General features: G+C 71.8%; 14 protein-coding genes and 3 pseudogenes. 7 read left to right on the forward strand and 10 right to left on the reverse strand.

The features are described from left to right. The 3 genes and pseudogenes from RH94_RS44585 to RH94_RS25475 form a co-directional block, all read left to right on the forward strand. Positions 1 to 247, forward strand: a pseudogene (locus RH94_RS44585) (iron ABC transporter permease); the annotation flags it as partial. Beyond that, positions 248 to 1,267 carry an ABC transporter ATP-binding protein gene (locus tag RH94_RS25470; protein ID WP_073950292.1) on the forward strand — a complete coding sequence of 340 codons (1,020 nt, stop codon included), beginning with the start codon at positions 248 to 250 and terminating at the stop codon, positions 1,265 to 1,267. A 25-nt stretch (positions 1,268 to 1,292) separates the two neighbouring features. Next, entirely contained in the window at positions 1,293 to 2,090 is a 798-nt protein-coding gene (locus RH94_RS25475) for a maleylpyruvate isomerase N-terminal domain-containing protein (RefSeq protein ID WP_073950293.1), read from the forward strand. Positions 2,091 to 2,148: 58 nt separating this feature from the next. Here RH94_RS25475 and RH94_RS25480 read toward each other — a convergent pair whose 3' ends face one another. From RH94_RS25480 to RH94_RS25505, 6 genes are all read right to left on the reverse strand, one after another. Beyond that, positions 2,149 to 2,898 carry an LAETG motif-containing sortase-dependent surface protein gene (locus RH94_RS25480; protein ID WP_079189181.1) on the reverse strand — a complete coding sequence of 250 codons (750 nt, stop codon included), beginning with the start codon at positions 2,896 to 2,898 and terminating at the stop codon, positions 2,149 to 2,151. A gap of 236 nt (positions 2,899 to 3,134) precedes the next feature. Further along, entirely contained in the window at positions 3,135 to 3,542 is a 408-nt protein-coding gene (locus tag RH94_RS25485) for a VOC family protein (RefSeq protein ID WP_073950297.1), read from the reverse strand. A 101-nt stretch (positions 3,543 to 3,643) separates the two neighbouring features. Beyond that, a complete protein-coding gene (locus tag RH94_RS25490; protein WP_073950299.1) occupies positions 3,644 to 5,098 on the reverse strand; it encodes a serine/threonine-protein kinase in 1,455 nt (484 codons plus the stop codon). Then, on the reverse strand, positions 5,080 to 5,823 hold the full coding sequence (locus RH94_RS25495; protein ID WP_073950301.1) for an ABC transporter ATP-binding protein: 744 nt from the start codon (positions 5,821 to 5,823) through the stop codon (positions 5,080 to 5,082). Before RH94_RS25495 ends, RH94_RS25490 begins: the two co-directional genes overlap by 19 nt. Positions 5,824 to 6,144: 321 nt before the next feature. Next, positions 6,145 to 7,524, reverse strand: a complete 1,380-nt coding sequence (locus tag RH94_RS25500) for an aspartate aminotransferase family protein (protein ID WP_073950303.1) — start codon at positions 7,522 to 7,524, stop codon at positions 6,145 to 6,147. After that, positions 7,509 to 8,024, reverse strand: a complete 516-nt coding sequence (locus tag RH94_RS25505; RefSeq protein ID WP_073950305.1) for an Lrp/AsnC family transcriptional regulator — start codon at positions 8,022 to 8,024, stop codon at positions 7,509 to 7,511. Before RH94_RS25505 ends, RH94_RS25500 begins: the two co-directional genes overlap by 16 nt. 171 nt (positions 8,025 to 8,195) lie before the next feature. Here RH94_RS25505 and RH94_RS25510 point away from each other — a divergent pair, with 171 nt between their 5' ends. From RH94_RS25510 to RH94_RS25520, 3 genes are all read left to right on the forward strand, one after another. Continuing rightward, positions 8,196 to 9,635, forward strand: coding sequence for a gamma-aminobutyraldehyde dehydrogenase (locus tag RH94_RS25510; RefSeq protein WP_073950307.1), 1,440 nt, complete (start codon positions 8,196 to 8,198; stop codon positions 9,633 to 9,635). A gap of 228 nt (positions 9,636 to 9,863) precedes the next feature. After that, positions 9,864 to 11,054 carry a polyamine ABC transporter substrate-binding protein gene (locus tag RH94_RS25515; RefSeq protein WP_073950309.1) on the forward strand — a complete coding sequence of 397 codons (1,191 nt, stop codon included), beginning with the start codon at positions 9,864 to 9,866 and terminating at the stop codon, positions 11,052 to 11,054. Positions 11,055 to 11,082: 28 nt separating this feature from the next. Continuing rightward, positions 11,083 to 11,625, forward strand: a complete 543-nt coding sequence (locus tag RH94_RS25520) for an HXXEE domain-containing protein (RefSeq protein WP_073950311.1) — start codon at positions 11,083 to 11,085, stop codon at positions 11,623 to 11,625. A 125-nt stretch (positions 11,626 to 11,750) separates the two neighbouring features. Here RH94_RS25520 and RH94_RS25525 read toward each other — a convergent pair whose 3' ends face one another. The 3 genes and pseudogenes from RH94_RS25525 to RH94_RS25535 all read right to left on the reverse strand — a co-directional run bounded on the left by RH94_RS25525 (position 11,751) and on the right by RH94_RS25535 (position 14,887). Continuing rightward, the gene (locus tag RH94_RS25525) at positions 11,751 to 12,893 is read right to left on the reverse strand and encodes a serine hydrolase domain-containing protein (RefSeq protein ID WP_073950313.1); all 1,143 of its coding nucleotides are present in this window, start codon (positions 12,891 to 12,893) and stop codon (positions 11,751 to 11,753) included. 151 nt (positions 12,894 to 13,044) lie between these two features. Then, positions 13,045 to 13,743 carry a glycerophosphodiester phosphodiesterase gene (locus tag RH94_RS25530; protein ID WP_199881055.1) on the reverse strand — a complete coding sequence of 233 codons (699 nt, stop codon included), beginning with the start codon at positions 13,741 to 13,743 and terminating at the stop codon, positions 13,045 to 13,047. Between the two features lie 5 nt (positions 13,744 to 13,748). Next, positions 13,749 to 14,887 (reverse strand): annotated as a pseudogene (locus RH94_RS25535) (adenosine deaminase). Between the two features lie 110 nt (positions 14,888 to 14,997). On the opposite strand from RH94_RS25535, the gene RH94_RS25540 reads away from it, so the two are divergent. Next, positions 14,998 to 15,702, forward strand: a complete 705-nt coding sequence (locus RH94_RS25540; RefSeq protein WP_073950371.1) for a DUF4190 domain-containing protein — start codon at positions 14,998 to 15,000, stop codon at positions 15,700 to 15,702. Between the two features lie 400 nt (positions 15,703 to 16,102). Here the strand turns inward: RH94_RS25540 and RH94_RS40890 are convergent. Next, positions 16,103 to 16,673 (reverse strand): annotated as a pseudogene (locus RH94_RS40890) (hypothetical protein); the annotation flags it as partial.

Raw genomic sequence — 16,673 nt, forward strand, 5'->3', positions numbered from 1 at the left:
GCGGCGGGCGCTGCTGATCGCCGCCGGGTTCGCCTTCGCCGTGTCGCTGGGGGAGTTCGGGGCGACCGTGTTCATCGCGCGGCCCGACAACCCGACGCTGCCGGTCGCCGTGGCCCGGCTGATCGGCCGGCCCGGCGACCTCAACTACGGCCAGGCGATGGCCCTGTCGACGATTCTGATGGTGGTGTGCGCGGTGGCGCTGCTGGTACTGGAGCGGCTGCGTACGGACCGGAGCGGGGAGTTCTAGATGCTGCTGACCCTTCAGGCCGCGACCGTACGCTTCGGCGGGCGTGCCGTGCTCGACGCGGTGGACCTCGGTGTCGCCGAGCACGAGATCGTGTGCGTGCTCGGCCCCAGCGGCAGCGGCAAGTCCACCCTGCTGCGGGCGGTCGCCGGGCTGCAGCCGCTGGACTCCGGACGGGTGCTGCTGGACGGGCGGGACCAGACGGCGGTACCGGTGCACCGGCGCGAGGTCGGTCTGATGTTCCAGGACCACCAGTTGTTCCCGCAGCGGGACGTGGCCGGAAACGTCGCCTTCGGACTGCGTATGCACGGCACGGTGAAGAACGAACGGGCCGCACGAGTGGGGGAGTTGCTGGACCTGGTCGGGCTGCCCGGCGCCGGGCGGCGGGCCGTGGCCTCGCTCTCCGGCGGCGAGCAGCAGCGGGTGGCCCTGGCCCGGGCCCTCGCCCCCCGCCCCCGCCTGCTGATGCTGGACGAGCCGCTCGGCCAGCTCGACCGCTCGCTGCGGGAACGGCTCGTCGTCGAACTACGGGGACTTTTCGGCCGGTTGGGCACCACCGTGCTCGCCGTCACCCACGACCAGGGCGAAGCCTTCGCGCTCGCCGACCGGGTCGTGGTGATGCGGGACGGCCGGATCGCCCAGACCGGTACGCCGCTCGAGGTGTGGCAGCGGCCGGCCGACGCCTTCGTCGCCCGCTTCCTCGGCTTCGAGAACGTCGTGGAGGCCACCGTGGACGGCGGGGCCGCGATCACCCCCTGGGGCAAGGTCCCCGTCCCCGACGGCGCGCCCCGGGGCACGCACACCCTCCTCGTACGCCCCGCCGGCGTCCGCCTCGTCCCCGCCGCCGAGGGCCTGCGCTGCACGGTCACCGCCCGCACCTTCAAGGGCACCCACGTCACCCTCCACCTCCAGCCCGACAACGCCCCCCGCCTCGAAGCGGCCTGCCCCCTGCGCGGAGCGCCGGAGGTCGGCGCCGAGATCGGCGTGGAGTTCGACTCGACCGAAATAGCGGTGCTCGACTGATCACGCAGCGCCTAGTGTGCGCAGCATGACGCAACTCGCACACGACCGTTACTGCGACGAAATCTCCCACCAGGTAAGCCAGTTGTCGACCGTGCTCACCTCCGGCGCCGACCTGTCCACCACCGTGCCGACCTGCCCGGACTGGTCGCTGGAGAAGCTGGTGCGGCACACGGGCGGCGCCCTGCGCTGGGTGGAGGCGCTGGTCAGGACCCGTGCGCAGGAGAACATCCCGGCCGAGCGGATCCCGCTCGCGAAAGGGCCCGAGGCGCAGGGCGATCCCGCCGCCCTGAACGACTGGCTGCTGGAGACCGGCCGGATCGTCGTCGCCGCCCTCCGCGAGGCCGGCCCGGACACCAAGGTGTGGACCTGGGCCGGGGCCCTGGACACCGGTTTCTGGGCCCGCCGTATGACCCACGAGATCACGATCCACCGCGCCGACGCCGCGCTCGCCGTCGGACTGCCCTACGAGGTCGCCGCGGATGTGGCCGCCGACGCCGTCGACGAGTGGCTGCAGATCGTGGAGTTCATGCAGCGGAGCAAGGCGGTCCCGGCGGCCGAGGAGCTGCGCGGACCGGGACGCAGCATCCATCTGCACGCCACCGACACCGGGCCGGAGCTCAACGCCGAGTGGGTCGTGGAGCTCACCGAGGAGGGCGTCGTCTGGCGGCGCGGGCACGAGAGGGCGACGGTCGCTCTGCGGGGGCCGCTCACCTCCGTGTTGCTGGCGTTCTACAGACGACTGCCCCTGGACGGCCCGGGACTGGAAGTGCTCGGTGAGCGCGAGCTGCTGGAGTTCTGGCTCGAACGGGCGACCTTCGGGTGAACGGCTGTGGCCCGCCCCGGGTTCGGGAGCGGGCCACAGGCGGTGTGCCGCGGGGACGTCAGCGGTTGTTGTTCGCTCCCCGGCGGCGCAGGCCGAAGAAGACCGCGCCGCCGCCGATGGCGACCAGGGCGGCCGCGATGCCGGCGATCAGGCCGGTGTTGGAGTCGGCACCGGTCTCGGCGAGGTTGGAGTCACCGACCGCGGGCGACGGGGCGTTGTTCGCCGCGTCGGCCGGGGCGGTGCTGCTCTCCGAGGCGGACGGCGCCGGGGTCCCGGACTCCGGCGCCGGGGTCTCGGACTCCGGTGCCGGCGCCGACTCAGACTCCGACTCGGACGCCGACGGCGTCGAGGTCTCCGGCTCCGTCGGCGTGGCCGGCGTGCTCGGGGCCTCCGCCTTGCAGGCCGTGGACGGAGTGGTCAGGTTCGGCTTGATGTCCTCGTTGACGAGGACCTTTCCGTTCTTGCCGATGGCGTCGACATGGATGCGGTAGACGGCGTTCGGCTGCCAGTCCTCGACGAAGGTGACCGTGGTGCCCTGACGGGAGCCCTTGACCCCGTCCTGCTCGCCGACCTTCTTCGCGTCGGCGTTGTTGTTCTGGAGGAATACGGTGATCTTCGCCGGAGTGCCGGAGGGGTCCACGTCCTTGACGACGATGACACCCTTCTCCCCGTCGCACTTGGCTTCGGCGGAGAACTCCTTGATGTTGCAGGCGAGCGCGTTGCCCGCGGCGCCGAGAGCGAGAGCGGCGGACGCGGAGGCGACACCGAGGATGCGCACGGTGCGTGCGGTACGGCGGGATATGGACAAGATGGCCACTTTGCCCTTCACGGGATGTGCAACTGCGGGGGGTGGAGGGGGCGTTGAGGTGACGGCGAACCGATGTCCCAGCACCCCCAGGAGCCTCAGGTCTATAAGCGTCCCGTAAGGAGTGTCAATGTACATGCCGCCCATCGGCGTTGACTTTACCTACTCGTTAACCATCAGTAGGTTTCAACGCGTTGGCAGGCGGTGAGCGGGGTGCCCGTCCCACCCCGCTCACCGGCTCAGCCCTGCACGACCGCCGGGTCCATCCACATGACCTCCCACGTGTGACCGTCGAGGTCGTCGAAGGAGCGGCCGTACATGTGGCCGTGGTCCTGGGGCTCGCCGGTCGCCGTGCCGCCGGCCGCGACGGCCTTCTCGACCAGCTCGTCGACCTTCTCGCGGCTCTCCGCGCTCAGGCAGATCAGCACCTCGCTGGTCTTCGTCGAGTCCGCGATCTCCTTCTCGGTGAAGTCGGCGTAGCGCTGCTTGCCGAGCAGCATCGCGATGATCGTGTCGCTGATGACGACGCAGGCGCAGTCGTCGGTCGAGAACTGCGGGTTGATCGTGTAGCCGAGGTCGGTGAAGAACTTCCTGGAGGCGGCCACGTCGTTCGTCGCCAGGTTCACGAAGATCATCTGCTGGTACATGGTGCGATCTCTCCCTTTGCCGTTCGTTGTCGTTCGCAGGGGTGGACCCCGGGGCCGCGCGGAACTCATCGGTGGGCGCGGAACTTTTTTCGTACGGCCCGTCAGCGGGCCGACGGCAGCGCGGCGAGGCCGGCGACCAGCAGGGTCAGCGGGGCGAACAGGGCCAGCAGGGCGGCGGTGCGCAGCAGGGCGGCGGTGCGCAGCATCATGGCGGGCGCGCCCAGGCGCCGCAGGGCGGCGATGGTCACGGCGCGGGACTGCCTGGCCTCGACGGCCGAGGTCAGCAGGACTGCCACGGCGCACCCGGCCACCAGCAGCGCGCCCAGGGCGGTCAGCGGCCCGAAGGCCCGCGCGGTGCCGTCGTACGGCGCGACGAGGGCGTACGTCCCCGACGCCACCGCGCACACCACGCCCAGGGGGCGGCCGATGCGCCCCGCCTCCGCCATCAGGACCCGGCCGGCCAGCAGCCGCAGGGCGCCCGGACGCGCCGACTGGAGCAGGAGGCCGCACAGGTGGGTCAGGCCGGGGCCGGCGAGGGCGAGGCCGAGAGCGGTCAGCAGCCAGCCGAGCAGCACCGGGACGGAGCCGGCCGCGAGGCCGCCGGGCAGGACGCCTCCGGAGGCGGGGGACCGGCCGGCGTACGACTCCACGGTCAGACCGGCGGCGAGCACGGCGATGCCCCAGGGAAGTCCGGTGGGGGGCCGCCGGGGAGCCGGGGGCCGGTGGGGGTCGGGGTCGTCGTGCGCGGGTTCCCGCCCGGGGCCGGGGCGGGCGTCGGACCGGTCGGCCGGAGCACGTGCCGGGCCGTCGGTGGGTGTGTGTGCCGCGCGGCCGTCGGGTGTCCGTGCCGTACCGTCGGCCGGAGCACGTGCCGGGCCGTCGGTGGGTGTGTGTGCCGCGCGGCCGTCGGGTGTCCGTGCCGTGCCGTCGGCCGGAGCATGTGCCGCGCGGTCGTCGGGTGTCCGTGCCGTGCCGTCGGCCGGAGCATGTGCCGGGCCGTCGTCCGCACCACCGCCCGCCGGCCGGCGCGGCGGCCGGGCGCCGTCCTCCCGCGGCCGCAGCACCAGCGCCACCACCCCCGACGCGAGCGCCGGGACGACGGCCAGCAGGGTCAGCACCCCCGCCACCGGCAGCCGGTGGCCCGCGGCCAGGGCGCCCGACGCGGCGCCGTCGAACGGCAGACCCGTCCCGTCGCCGCGCAGGTGCAGGAAGACCAGCAGCGCGAGCAGCGAGCCCAGTGCGCAGGACAGGGCCGTCGTGGCCGCCGAGACGGCCATCAGGCGGCCGGGGCCGAGGCCGAGCGCCGACAGGCCCGGCCGGGGACGGGTGCGGGGATCGGTGCGGGCCACCGCGACCGCGAGGTACACCGTCGCGGCCAGGGGCATCACGCACCAGGACAGCCGCAGCACCGCCGCCGCCGCGTCCTCCGGGCGGCCCAGGGCGTGGCCGAGGCTGCACAGCAGCAGGAAGCCCGTGCCCGCCGCCGCCGCCGCGACGGTCAGGCGGCGCAGCTGGACGGCCGGGTGGGCGACGCGGATCAGACGGAGAGCGAGCACGTGGTCCGGCCTTCCGTGGTGTCGCCGACCGGGGGCAGGTGCACGCTCTTCACGCACCGCCCGTCGAGCAGCGCCACCGTGCGGTCGGCGAGGGCCGCGGTCTCCGGGTCGTGCGTGGCGAGCACGACGGTGATGCCGTGCGAGCGGGCCGCCGTGGTGAGCGTGCGCAGTACGTGGACGCGGTCGGCCCGGTGCAGCGGGGCCGCCGGTTCGTCGGCGAACAGCACCGTGGGGGCCGGGGCGAGCGCGCGGGCGATGCAGACCCGCTGCAGCTCGGCCCGGCGCAGCCGGTGCGGGCGCTTGCGGGCCAGATCACCGATGTCGAGGCGGTCCAGCCACTCCTGGGCGGCCACCTTGGCCCGGCGCCGGCTGGTGCCGCGCAGCATCAGGGGCAGGGCCGTGTTCTCCCAGGCGTTCAGCTCCGGTACGAGCACCGGAACGGGGTCGATCCAGCCGAACCGGTCGCGGCGCAGCCGCTCGCGGGCCAGCGGGCCGAGGGTGTGCACGGGGGTGCTGTTGAACCAGACCTCGCCCTGCCGCACGCGCACCATTCCGGACAGGCACCGCAGCAGGGTCGTCTTGCCGCTGCCGCTCGGACCGGCGACGGCGAGGATCTCGCCCTGCCGGACGCCGAGCGAGACGCCCTCCAGACCGGGCGAGCCGTCCTTGTGGGTGTAGTGCAGGGCGCGCGCCCAGAGCACGTCGTTGTCCGGTGGGGCGTCCATGGCGTACACCTCGGATCTGATCGGAAATGCCGTGCCGTGTCCCCCGTACGGGCGAACGAGTGCAGATTCCCCGGGTCACGGTGATCGGTCCGGCATCGCGTCAGACTCGGTCGTCTGCCGGACGACCGAGCAGCGTGAGCCAGGAATCCCCGTCATCCCACGAGGGGGAGGAGTCAACGGAACGCTAGGCACCCGACGCCGGGGGGCCGGACAGCACACGGCCCCGGGCCGCCGTTTCTCACTCGAACGGTAGACACCGGGGCCATGATCATCATCTGATCGGAGGTGTGTGTCCGACTGCCTCCGGAAGAGGCACGCCGGTCACAGCTTGGTCCACGCCTCCGTCAGCGTCGCGCGCAGGATCTGCTCGATCTCGTCGAAGGTCTCCTGGTTGGAGATCAGCGGCGGGGCGAGCTGGACGACCGGGTCGCCGCGGTCGTCGGCACGGCAGTACAGGCCGTTGTCGTACAGCGCCTTGGACAGGAAGCCGTACAGGACGCGCTCGGTCTCCTCCTCGTTGAAGGACTCCTTGGTGGCCTTGTCCTTCACCAGCTCGATGCCGTAGAAGAAGCCGTTGCCGCGGACGTCGCCGACGATCGGCAGGTCGTGCAGCTTCTGCAGGGTGGAGAGGAAGCCGGCCTCGTTGTCCAGCACGTGCTGGTTGAGGTTCTCCCGCTCGAACAGGTCGATGTTGGCCAGAGCCACCGCCGCGGAGACCGGGTGGCCGCCGAAGGTGTAGCCGTGCAGGAAGGTGTTGTCGCTCTTGTAGAACGGCTCGGCCAGGCGGTCGGAGATGATGCAGGCGCCGATCGGAGAGTAGCCCGAGGTCATGCCCTTGGCGCAGGTGATCATGTCCGGGACGTAGCCGAACTTGTCGCAGGCGAACATCGTGCCCAGACGGCCGAAGGCGCAGATGACCTCGTCCGAGACGAGCAGCACGTCGTACTTGTCGCAGATCTCGCGGACCCGCTGGAAGTAGCCGGGCGGGGGCGGGAAGCAGCCGCCGGCGTTCTGCACCGGCTCCAGGAAGACGGCCGCGACCGTGTCCGGGCCCTCGAAGAGGATCTGCTGCTCGATCTGGTCGGCGGCCCAGCGGCCGAAGGCCTCCGGGTCGTCGCCGAAGAGCGGGGCGCGGTAGATGTTGGTGTTCGGGACCTTGTGCGCGCCCGGCACCAGCGGCTCGAAGGGGGCCTTCAGGCCCGGCAGGCCGGTGATGGACAGGGCGCCCTGCGGGGTGCCGTGGTAGGCGACCGCGCGGGATATGACCTTGTACTTGGTGGGCTTGCCGGTCAGCTTGAAGTACTGCTTGGCGAGCTTCCAGGCGGTCTCCACCGCCTCGCCGCCGCCGGTGGTGAAGAAGACCTTGTTCAGGTCGCCCGGCGCGTAGTCGGCCAGGCGCTCCGCGAGCTCCACGGCCTTGGGGTGGGCATAGGACCAGACGGGGAAGAACGCCAGCTCCTGCGCCTGCTTGAACGCCGTCTCGGCCAGCTCCGTGCGGCCGTGACCGGCCTGGACCACGAACAGACCCGCGAGACCGTCGAGGTAGCGCTTGCCCTTGTCGTCGTAGATGTAGGTGCCCTCGCCGCGCACGATCGTCGGCACGGGGGAGTTCTCGTACGAGGACATGCGGGTGAAGTGCATCCACAAGTGGTCGTACGCGGTACGGCTGAGATCCTTGCTCACGGTTATCGGGTTCCCCACATGTAGGTCTGCTTCTTGAGCTTGAGGTAGACGAAGCTCTCGGTGGAGCGCACGCCGGGCAGGGCCCGGATGCGTTTGTTGATGACGTCCAGCAGTTGGTCGTCGTCCTCGCAGACGATCTCGGCGAGGATGTCGAACGAGCCCGCGGTCATCACCACGTACTCGACTTCCGACATGCCCGTCAGCGCGTCGGCCACGGTCTCCGTGTCGCCCTCGACGTTGATCCCGACCATCGCCTGCCGGCGGAAGCCCACGGTGAGCGGGTCCGTGACGGCGACGATCTGCATCACGCCCTGGTCCAGCAGCTTCTGGACGCGCTGGCGCACGGCCGCCTCGGACAGGCCGACGGCCTTGCCGATCGCGGCGTACGGCCGGCGGCCGTCCTCCTGCAGCTGCTCGATGATGGCGAGGGAGACGGCGTCCAGGTGGTGGTTGCCGTTCCTGGACTCGCGGGAGCCCCTGTGGTCTGCGCTTCTACTGGGCACGGTCTCACTGTGCACGACGTCTCGATAGTTTTGCAAGGCCGAGGCGATGAAATTCGTTGTTTGCGAGACTGAGGTCTGCGGATTTCGCAGAAGATGGCGCGGCGGGGGTATTGAAAACGTCAGCGGGCCGACTAGGGTGGATGTCTCAGCCACTGGACAGCATGAACAGGATCAGGAGGGCCGGCAGTGAGCACCGAGCTGCGTCGTCTGCGCAACTACATCGACGGTGGGTTCCGGGACGCCGCCGACGGACGGACCACCGAGGTGGTCAACCCCGCGACGGGCGAGGCGTACGCCACCGCGCCGCTGTCCGGGCAGGCGGACGTGGACGCCGCCATGGCCGCCGCCGCCGCGGCCTTCCCGGGCTGGCGCGACACCACCCCGGCCGAGCGCCAGAAGGCCCTGCTGAAGATCGCGGACGCCTTCGAGGAGCGCGCCGAGGAACTGATCGCGGCCGAGGTGGAGAACACGGGCAAGCCGATCGGGCTGACCCGCTCCGAGGAGATCCCGCCGATGGTCGACCAGATCCGCTTCTTCGCGGGCGCGGCGCGGATGCTCGAGGGCCGCTCGGCCGGCGAGTACATGGAGGGCCTGACCTCGATCGTCCGCCGCGAGCCGGTCGGCGTCTGCGCCCAGGTCGCGCCGTGGAACTACCCGATGATGATGGCCGTGTGGAAGTTCGCCCCGGCGATCGCGGCGGGCAACACGGTCGTGCTGAAGCCCTCGGACACCACCCCGGCCTCCACGGTGCTGATCGCCGAGATCCTCGGTTCGGTCCTGCCCAAGGGCGTCTTCAACGTCATCTGCGGCGACCGCGAGACCGGCCGCATGATGGTCGAGCACGAGACCCCGGCGATGGCGTCCATCACCGGTTCCGTGCGGGCCGGCATGCAGGTCGCCGAGTCCGCCTCCAAGGACCTCAAGCGGGTCCACCTGGAGCTCGGCGGCAAGGCCCCGGTCGTGGTCTTCGAGGACACCGACATCGACAAGGCCGTCGAGGACATCTCGGTCGCCGGCTTCTTCAACGCCGGCCAGGACTGCACGGCCGCCACCCGCGTGCTGGTCCACGAGTCCATCCACGACGCGTTCGTGTCGGCGCTGGCCAAGGCCGCGGAGGACACCAGGACCGGGCAGCCGGACGACGAGGACGTCCTCTTCGGCCCGCTGAACAACCCCAACCAGCTCGAGCAGGTCGCCGGCTTTATCGAGCGGCTGCCCGCCCACGCCAAGGTCGAGGCCGGCGGCCACCGGGTCGGCGACAAGGGCTACTTCTACGCCCCGACCGTCGTCTCGGGCCTCAAGCAGGACGACGAGATCATCCAGAGGGAGGTCTTCGGCCCGGTCATCACCGTCCAGCCCTTCTCGGACGAGGACCAGGCCGTCGAGTACGCCAACGGCGTCGAGTACGCCCTGGCCTCCTCGGTGTGGACCAAGGACCACGCCCGCGCCATGCGGATGTCCAAGAAGCTCGACTTCGGCTGCGTGTGGATCAACACCCACATCCCGCTGGTCGCCGAGATGCCGCACGGCGGCTTCAAGAAGTCCGGCTACGGCAAGGACCTGTCGGGGTACGGCTTCGAGGACTACACGCGGATCAAGCACGTCATGACGTCGCTGGACGCGTGACCCGCCGGTCGCGCGGTCACCCGGTGACCGTGCGACCGGATGAGCGGCCGATCGCGACGAACCGCGGACTCGCGGCCCCGGACGGAGGACGGACCGTCCGGGGCCGCGGTGTGTTCTCCGCACCGCGTTCTCCGCACCGCCGGTGATCGACAGGATGTCGGTTCCGCCCTGGCCCACTCGACGCTGCGTCCATTGTCCGGACACGGACACGGACGGCATGCTGACGGCGTGCCCCAGACTCCGAAGACGCCTCCGCCCACCCGCCGCTCCCTGCTGCGCGCCCTGGGCGGCACGGCCGCGCTCGGTGCGCTCGCCGGGTGCGGTGTCCCCGCCGCCTACGTCAAGCCGGGTGACCGTACGGTCCCGGACGCCTCCGCCACCGATCACCGGCTGGCCTGGTCGAACTGGCCGCTGTACATCGACACCGACGACGACAACCCGAACAAGCGGCCCACCCTCGAGGCCTTCGAGAAGCGCACGGGCATCTCCGTCGACTACGTCGAGGACATCAACGACAACGACGAGTTCTTCGGCAAGATCAGCCCCTCGCTGATGAACCGCCGGCAGACGGACCGCGATCTCATCGTGATCAGCGACTACATGTGCGCGCGCTACGTCCGGCTGGGCTGGGTGCTGGAGATGGACCGCGACCGCCAGCCCCATGTGGCCGAGCACCTCGACCCGCTGCTGCGCTCGCCCGCCTTCGACCCGGGCCGCAGGTTCACCGTGCCCTACCAGTCGGGCATCACCGGCATCGCCTACGACCGCCGCAGGCTCGGCCGCGAGATCCGCCAGGTCTCCGACCTGTGGGCGAGCGACCTCAAGGGCCGCGTCACCCTGCTCTCCGGCGTCGACGAGGCGTTCGCGCTCCTCATGCAGGCAGACGGCGTGGACATCACCAAGTGGACGGCCGACGACTTCCACACCGTCTGCGACCAGCTGGAGCGGCAGATCCGCAAGCGCCAGATCCGCCGCTTCACCGGCAACGACTACACCAAGGACCTGGTCAGCGGCGACGTGCTGGCCTGCCAGGCCTACTCGGGCGACGTGATCCAGCTCCAGGCGGACAACCCCGACATCCGCTTCGTCGTGCCCGAGGAGGGCGCCGAGCTGTGGTCGGACTCCCTGATGATCCCCAACCGGGCCCGCCACCAGGCCAACGCGGAACGCCTGATCGACTACTACTACGAGCCCGAGGTCGCCGCGGAGCTCGCCGCCTGGGTGAACTACATCTGCCCGGTCCCGGCGGCCCAGGCCGTGCTCGCCGACTCCGAGGACGAGGAGACGGCGGCCCTCGCCGAGAACCCGCTGATCTTCCCCGACGCCACCCTGCGCAAGCGCCTCGCCGTCGCCCGGAACATCACCGCCGGGGAACGCGTGGAGTTCGCCAAGCGCTGGAACGGCATCGTGGGCATGTAGAGCGCGGACATGGAGCAGACTCACGTCCATGACGCACACGCCGAGCGACCAACACGTGGGCCCCGCCGTCACGTTCGGGCTGCTGGCGGCCTGGGCCCTGCACGACACCGAGGAACTGGCCGCCGCACCGGGGTGGTTGCGCCGCAACGTGCCGGTGCTGCGGGAGCGGTTCCCGGGTGTGCCGGAGGCACTGTGGCGGCGGGCCGGGTCCGTGGACGGGCGCCAATTCGCCGTGGCCGTCGGGATGGTGGGCTCGATCGTCGCCGCGGCGTCCGCCGCGGGCGCGGCGACCGGAGGCCGCTCCGCCGTCTACCGGACAGCGCTGAACGCCTTCGGCCTCCACGGCCTGGTCCACCTGGCCCAGGCCGCGGCACTCCGCGGCTACACCCCCGGCTCGGCCACCTCGCCCGTCGTGGTCGTCCCCTTCACCCTCTGGGCCCGCGCCCGCCTGCGCCGTGCCGGCGTCCTGCGCCCCACCCGCCCCCGTGACCTGGTCCTCGGCCTCGCCCTGGCGGGCGCGGCCGCGGCGGGGTCACACGCGGCGGCCCACCGCCTGCTCGGCAGACGGTGACACCTCGGACCGGACCTTCAGCCGTACGCGGGAAGGGCAACGGGAAGAGCAAGGAGGAAGAAGCAGGAAGAACAAGCGGCTGGAGGCGCCGGCCACTGTGCCCGCGCCCCCGGCCGTCGCCGGCGTCAGCGGTTGAACGCCGGATACCCGAAGCGCTCGGTGGTGGCGAACTGGCCGTCGCCCTTGGCGTCGGTGGAGTTGACGCCGTAGACCAGGGTCCGGGACAGGTCGCGGGTCGCGGCGATCACCGCGGCGTAGCCGGGGCGCGAGCCGGTCTTGCCCCAGATCACCCTGCCGTTCAGCTCGAACCGCTCCAGCGTGGCGGCGTACCGCGCGTCCGGCACGTCCGGGAGCGTGAACATCTCCCGCAGCTGCGGCTCGGGCACCACCCGGCCGCGGAACAGAGCCACCAGCAGCCGTTCGAGGTCGGCGGTCGTCGAGATCATGTCGCCGGCCGCCCAGCGGTCGGACACGTTCCAGTCGGTGACGTCGACCAGTTCGCCGTCGATCCAGTCGTACCCCCGGTTGTGCGGGCCGTGGATGCGCGGGTCGGCGCCCTCCGGGAACGACGTGTGGCGCATACCGAGCGGCCGGAGGATCCGCACCCGCGCCTGGTGGGCGTAGGAGTCGCCGGTCACCTTCTCGATCAGCATGCCGAGGACGGTGTAGTGGATGTTGCCGTACGTCTGCCGTGTCCCGGGCGCGTATCCGGGTCCCTTGGCGACCGCGCCCGCCACGACCTGCCGTGGTGTCAGCGTCTCGAAGCGGTGCGGGTACCCCTCCTCGACGGTGTCACCGAGGGACGGGCCCGGCCGCAGGCCGCTGGTGTAGTTCAGCAACTGCCGTACGGTGATGGGCCGGAAGTCCTTGGTGAGCAGTCCCGGCAGATACCGCTGCACCGTGCCGTCCAGGCTGATCCGTCCCTCGGCGGCCAGTTGCAGCACGATCGCCGCGGTCACCACCTTCGTCACCGAACCGGCCCGGAACCGTCCGTCCTCAAGGGCCGGCGCCCCGGTCCTGACGTCCCGCACCCCGGCCGCCCCGCGCCAGGTCCCGTCGCCGCCGACGCGGACGAGCGCCGCGGTGGCGTCCCGGTCGGGCAGGCCGGCGAGCGCGGCGGAGAGCGCTTCGGCGTCCGGCCCGGCCGTGCTGCGGGCCGCGACCGGGGACGGGGAGGCGGGTGCGGCGAAGGCCGGTGCGGCGAGCGGCCCGGCGGCCAGGGCGAGGACGAGAGAGGCTGCGGTCAGAGCGGTGGTACGGGCACGCATCGGCTGCTCCTACGGGATGCTCGAACGGCTGTCGTCGATCATCCTCGGGGCGTACGGGCGCTCAGCGGATCGTCGGCGAGGAGGGCACCCGACCCCGAGCCGTCCCGAACCAACAGGCGTGAAATACAAGGGAGTTGTCCGGGCGCCACCCTTACGGGGCCGGGGCCGGCCGCCGGCGCAGCGCGCACAGCAGGTCGACGCGGTTGGTGGTGATCGAGTCGACGCCGAGGTCGAGGAGGCGGCGCAGGGAGCGGCTGGTGTCGGGGGTCCAGGCGGACAGCAGGTAGCCGTCGCGGCGGACCCGGGCCGCGAGGTCACGGCTGATCAGGCCGAAGCGGTAGTTCAGCCACCTCGGGCGCACCGCGTCCAGCAGCCCGGCGCGCGGGGGTGCGAGCGTGGTCCAGGTCAGGGCGATCTCGGCGGAGGGGTCGGCGGCGCGCACCGCGAGCATCGTCTCGGCGCCCGCGCAGTAGTACGCACGGTCCCGCGCCCCGCACGCGTGGACCACGTCGACGATCCGCCGCACCGCCCGCGGGCGGGCCGGGCCCGGCAGGTCGATCATCACCCGGCTCCCGTCCGTCGCGGCGAGCGCGTCCTCGAGCGTGGGCACCCGGCCGCCCGTCACCTCGCGCACCTCCCGCGCGGACAGCGCCCGCACCGGCCGGTCGTGCGCCCACAGCCGCTTCAGCGACTCGTCGTGCAGCAGCACGGGAACGCCGTCCCGGGTCAGCCGTACGTCGATCTCGACCGCGTCCGCGCCCTGGTCGAGCGCGGAACGCAACGAGTCGATCGTGTTCTCGGGGAAGCGGTAGGGATCGCCGCGGTGCGCCACCGCCGTCACGGTCTGCATGGGGTTCATGGTGCCAGGGGGCCGGGCGCGAGCCACCGCTCGGTGTAGGCGTCGATCTCCTCCACGATGCGCGCCTTGCCGGCCTCGTCGAGGAAGGAGGCGTGCACCGCGTTCCTGGCGAGCTCGGCGACGCCCCGCTCGTCGAGCTCGAGGAGGCGGGCGGCGACGGCGTACTCGTTGTTGAGGTCGGTGCCGAACATCGGCGGGTCGTCGGAGTTGATCGTGACGAGCACCCCGGCGCGGGCGAACTCCTTGACGGGGTGCTCGTCGAGGGTGTGTACGGCTCTGGTGGCGATGTTGGAGGTCGGGCACACCTCCAGCGCGATCCGGTGCTCGGCGAGGTGCTCGAGCAGCTTCGGGTCCCGCGCGGAGCTGGTGCCGTGGCCGATGCGCTCGGCGCGCAGCTCGTTCAGCGCGTCCCACACCGTCTCCGGTCCGGTGGTCTCACCGGCGTGCGGGACCGAGCGCAGCCCGGCGGCGATGGCGCGGTCGAAGTAGGGCTTGAACTGCGGCCGCGGTACGCCGATCTCGGGCCCGCCGAGCCCGAAGGACACCAGTCCCTCGGGGCGCAGCCGGTCGTCGGTGGCGAGCCGGACGGTCTCCTCGGCGGACTCCAGGCCGGCCTCCCCGGGGATGTCGAAGCACCAGCGCAGTACGGTCCCGAACTCGGCCTCGGCCGCCTTGCGGGCGTCCTCGATCGCGTCCATGAAGGCGCGCTCGTCGATGCCGCGGCGGGTGGAGGAGAACGGGGTGATGGTCAGCTCGGCGTAGCGCACCTGCTGGCGGGCCAGGTCGCGGGCCACTTCGTAGGTCAGCAGCCGGACGTCCTCCGGGGTGCGGATCAGGTCCACGACGGACAGGTACACGTCGATGAAGTGGGCGAAGTCCGTGAAGGTGAAGTACTCGACCAGGGCCTCGGGGTCGGTGGGGACCTTCGAGTCGGGGTGGCGGGCGGCGAGTTCGGAGACGATCCGGGGGGAGGCGGAGCCGACGTGGTGCACGTGCAGTTCGGCCTTGGGCAGTCCGGCGATGAAGGCGTGCCGGTCACGCGGTGCGTACTGGTCGGTCAAGGGGTCCCTCCCCGGGACGGGCGCCGCCCGGTGGGCGCGGCGCGGGTGATCGGCTGATCGGTGGGCACGGTCATGGTAGGCGCCCGGCCGGGACCCGGCGGGGCCACCGGCCTCCCCGGCTGTCGGCACCCAGGTGGGGAGGCCGTAGCATGGCCGGGCCATCGGATGAGGGGGAGACGTGGACATGACGGACGGAACACAGGCAGGCGGGGGCGAGAGAGCCGAGAACGACCCGTGGGCGCCCCCCGCGGACAGACCCTCGCTGGAGAAGAACCCGCCCGCACCGCAGCAGCCGTCGGCCCCGTACCCGGCGCAGAACCAGCCGCCCGCCTTCCCACCGCCGTCCGTGCACGACCAGGCGACGGTAATCTCCATGCTGGCCGCCGACTCCGCCGTGCCTCCGCCGCCCATCGCCCCCACGGGCCCGGGCGTCCCCACCGGCCCCGCTCCGAGTGGGTACGGCTACCCCGTCCACCCCGGCTACCCGAGTCCCGGCTACCCGGGCCAGGGCTACCCGGGCCAGGGCTACGGCTGGCCCGGCGCGCCGGCAAGGCCCCCGCAGAACGGAATGGGCGTCGCCGCCATGACGCTCGGCATCCTGTCCTGCAGCATGTTCTGCGCGTACGGCGTGTTCTCGGTGGTGCTCGGTGTCATCGCCGTCGTCCTCGGCGTCAAGGGCCGCCGACGGGCCGAACGGGGCGAGGCCACCAACCACGGCCAGGCCCAGGCCGGCCTGGTCACGGGCATCATCGGCCTGGTCCTCGGCCTCGTCGTGATGGTCCTGATGATCGTCGGGATCGTGGTGGGCCTCAACGAGGAGGACTCCGCGGACTCGTACTACGACGCCGGCGCACCCCTCCCCGCGGCGACCGCCCCGATCACCCCCTGACCCCGGCCTCCGGCCACCGCCCCGCAACGGTCCCGGCCGACGGTGTCCCCCGCGGTGGACAGGCCCTTCACGATGCCTGACCGCCGACGGAGGGGTGGGACCGGCCGGGTCCGGGAGGACCCGGAGCCGTCAGCCTGCGTGGCATCGAGGTGGACGGCAGGCGTTCGACGCCACCGGTACCGCGGTCCGGGTACGCCTGCGCGACATCGGCCCGCGCTGGGGCCACGAGGTTGTACGGACCTGCCTCACCCTGCTCTCCCCGTCCTTCGGGGGAACGCCCGGTGCACCCCGTCCCCCTCGTGGGCTTTGCTTCCGAGCCGATCACCTTGCCGGGGCGGGGCCTTCCAGCCTGGCACGAGACCGGTCCGCATGGGTGACCACGCCCGGCTGGTCGGCTGCGTCAGCCGGGCGGCGGCGTGAGCGGAATCTCCGTGGAGAGGCCCGCCTTGACTCCGTCGACGACCTCTACGGAGACACCGGCCTCCAGCTTCACGCCCTCTTCGGAGAGTGTGATCCCGAACTCGAACTCGACACCGTCCAGGAAGCCGAAGGGGTCCGGCAACTCTGCCGCCGCACCGGCCTCGGCACCCTCGCCGGCCGTCGCCTCGACACCTGCTCGGGCCTCCGCTTCGGCTTCGACCTGCGCTTCAAACTCGGCTTCGGCCCCGACCTCGACCTCGACCTCGGCCTCGGCCTCGGCTTCGGCTTCGGCTTCGACCTCAACCTCGGTTTCGACCTCGACCTTGGCTTCGGCTTCGGTTTCGACCTCGACCTCGGCTTCGGCTTCGACCTCGACCTCGACCTCGGTTTCGACCTCGGCCTCGAAGCACTCCTCGATCTCGAAGTCCGCGGGATCGGGCAACTCGGCCTCTGACTCTGACTCGGCCTCGGACTCCACCGACTCCACTGCCTCAGCCGTCCAGTACTGCTCCATCGCCCGCTCTCCTGACTGGCTCGGTCCCGTCGTGTCC

The organism is Streptomyces kebangsaanensis (assembly GCF_001906585.1).
GTDB classification, from domain to species: domain Bacteria; phylum Actinomycetota; class Actinomycetes; order Streptomycetales; family Streptomycetaceae; genus Streptomyces; species Streptomyces kebangsaanensis.